The organism is Lentzea indica, assembly GCF_012184385.1.
GTDB lineage: Bacteria > Actinomycetota > Actinomycetes > Mycobacteriales > Pseudonocardiaceae > Lentzea > Lentzea indica.
The window spans coordinates 1-2,442 of sequence record NZ_VSRL01000483.1 but is presented as its reverse complement, the minus strand read 5'-3'; the positions used below and the strand labels follow the sequence as shown (position 1 = coordinate 2,442).

Here is a 2,442-nt window from a genome sequence, read left to right as displayed (position 1 = left end):
CCGCTTTCATTGCAGTCCGGCTGATTCGTCGAGCACCGCACGCCGTCTCGACCGCCAGCGGCAGCAGCCGTTCGAACCGGGCGGGCAGCCTGCGGTCGTAGCCGGCGTCCTGGTCGGCGAGCCTGCGCTGCTGGGCCAGCGAGATCGTGCGTTCGCCGAGGCATTCCAGCACGAGGTCCGCGAGCCCGGCGCGGCGCAGCAGGTCCTCCGCGGGTTCGATCCGGTCGCCGGCGAACCCCGCCCCACAACCGATCCTGGTGGTTGGCACAGCGTCCCCTTAGAACGAAATCGCACCCGTGAGCAGGGCCACGACGGTCATGACGATCGTCGTGCCGAACGCCCACTTGAAGATGAACCGCTGGTGCGCGCCCAGGTCCACCCCGCTCATCCCGACGAGGATGAACGTGGACGCGGTCAGCGGGCTCAGCGGGAAGCCGGTCGTCATCTGCCCGAGGATCGCCGCCGTGCCGATCTCGGCCGCGCTGCCGCCGAAGGCCGACGACGTTTCCGCGAGCACCGGCAGCACGCCGAAGTAGTAGGCGTCCGGGGTGAACACCAGGCTCAGCGGCATGCTCGTGACAGCCACGACGACCGGCAGCAGCCCGCCGGCACCGTCCGGGATGACGCCGGCCAGGCTGCGCGCCATCGCGGGGATCATCCCCGTGCCGGTGAGAATGCCGGTGAACACGCCCGCCGCGAAGATCATCGCGGTGACCAGCACGACGTTGCCACCGTGCTTGGCGAACAACTCCTGCTGCTGTGTCCACGCCGGCCGGTTCACGATCACCGCGATCACGAAGGCGATCACGAAAACGACCTCGAGTTTCATGAACTGCCCGAGGAGCACCACGACCAGTGCGAGCGTGAGCACCACGTTGAACCAGAAGCGCAAGCTTTCCGGCCGCGTGCGCGGAGCCGGCTCGTCCTCGTCCGGTTCGATCTCCACCACCCCGAGCCGCTTGCGCTCGGTCCGTCCGATGAGGAACGCGGCGACGAGCACCCACACGATGCCTGCGGCCATCGCGGGGAGGGCCGGCACGAACACCTCGGAGCTGTCGAGCTTGAGGGCAGCCATGGCTCGCGCGGTCGGGCCGCCCCACGGCACCATGTTCATCACGCCCGCCCCGAGGCAGACCACCCCGGCCAGCACCAGCGGGCGCATGCCGAGCCTGCGGTAGATCGGCAGCAACGCCGAGACGGTGATCAGGAACGTCGACGCGCCGTCACCGTCGAGCGCGACGAGCAGGGTCAGCACCGCCGTGCCGACCGTGATCTTGAGCGGATCCCCCTTGGCCCACCGCAGAACGCGCCTCACCGCGGGATCGAACAGGCCGACGTCGACCATCAGGCTGAAGTAGAGGATCGCGAACGTGATCATGACGGCGACCGGGGCGACCTTCACCAGCCCGTCGCCGATCAGCGTGCCCAGCCTGCCGCCGAACCCGGTCACCAGCGCGGCCAGGATCGGCAGGGCGGTCAACGCGATGAGCACGGACACCCGCCGGGACAGCACCGCAACCAGGAACACGGCAATCGTGATGAAGCCACTCGCGGCGAGCATCGTCGACCTCCTTCGAGTGCGCTCACCTTCCGACGAAAGAGCTATCGCTTTCAAGCATCAGAATTCGATAGATTGATGCACTGTGCGCATGGATTTGACCGTCCAGCAGCTCCGCGTGGTCGTCGCCGTGCACGACGCCGGCAGCTTCACCACGGCGGCCGAGGCTCTCCTGCTCGCGCAGTCGTCACTGAGCCGATGCGTGCTGGAGGTGGAGCGCAAGCTCGGCGTCGCGCTGTTCGAGCGCACCACGCGCCGGCTGGAACCGACCGCCGAGGGCCGCGAGTTCGTGGCGATCGCCCGCTCGACGCTCGCGACGTTCGACGCGAACCTCCGGCACTTCGCCGGGTTCCTCGACGGGCGGCGCGGGCAGGTCCGGGTGGCCGCACTGCCTTCGCTCGCCGCGATCCTGCTGCCCTCCATCGTCTCCACCTACCAGCGGGGACGTCCGGACGTAGAACTGTCCATAGAGGACGCTTTGGCGACCGAGGTGCTCGACCGGGTGCGCGCGGGTGTCGTCGACTTCGCGGTCACCGTCGTGTCCGCGGTGGCCGAGCCGACGGACGACCTCGACGTCACCCCGGTGGCCACCGACCGGTTCTGCTGCGTCTTCCCGCCCGACCACGCCTTCGCGCAACTGGACGAGGTGGCCTGGGCGGATCTCGCCGGCGAGGCGTTCATCGCGTTCGACCGCACGACCAGCATCCGCCAACACCTCGACCGCGCGTTCGCCGAATCCGGCACCAGCCCGAGGAACGCGATCGAGGCACGCAACATCAGCGCCGTGGCCGGCCTCGTCGCCGCAGGCCTGGGCGTGTCTGCCGTGCCCGGCCTGGTGCTGCCGCTGACGCGGTTCGCCGGGCTGTCGCACCGGCCGCTCGGCA

The 2,442-nt window shown here is 69.3% G+C and carries 3 protein-coding genes; 1 reads left to right on the top strand and 2 read right to left on the bottom strand.

Features of this window, described 5'->3' with window-relative positions; all coding sequences use genetic code 11:
- Positions 1-268: acyclic terpene utilization AtuA family protein (locus tag FXN61_RS48720; protein WP_167980538.1), on the bottom strand; the 268-nt coding region annotated here is incomplete at its 3' end.
- A 9-nt stretch (positions 269-277) separates the two neighbouring features.
- The gene (locus FXN61_RS48715; protein ID WP_167980537.1) at positions 278-1,561 is read right to left on the bottom strand and encodes a CitMHS family transporter; all 1,284 of its coding nucleotides are present in this window, start codon (positions 1,559-1,561) and stop codon (positions 278-280) included.
- Positions 1,562-1,649: 88 nt separating this feature from the next.
- Here FXN61_RS48715 and FXN61_RS48710 point away from each other — a divergent pair.
- The coding region (locus FXN61_RS48710) for a LysR family transcriptional regulator (RefSeq protein WP_167980536.1) at positions 1,650-2,442 on the top strand (793 nt) is incomplete at its 3' end.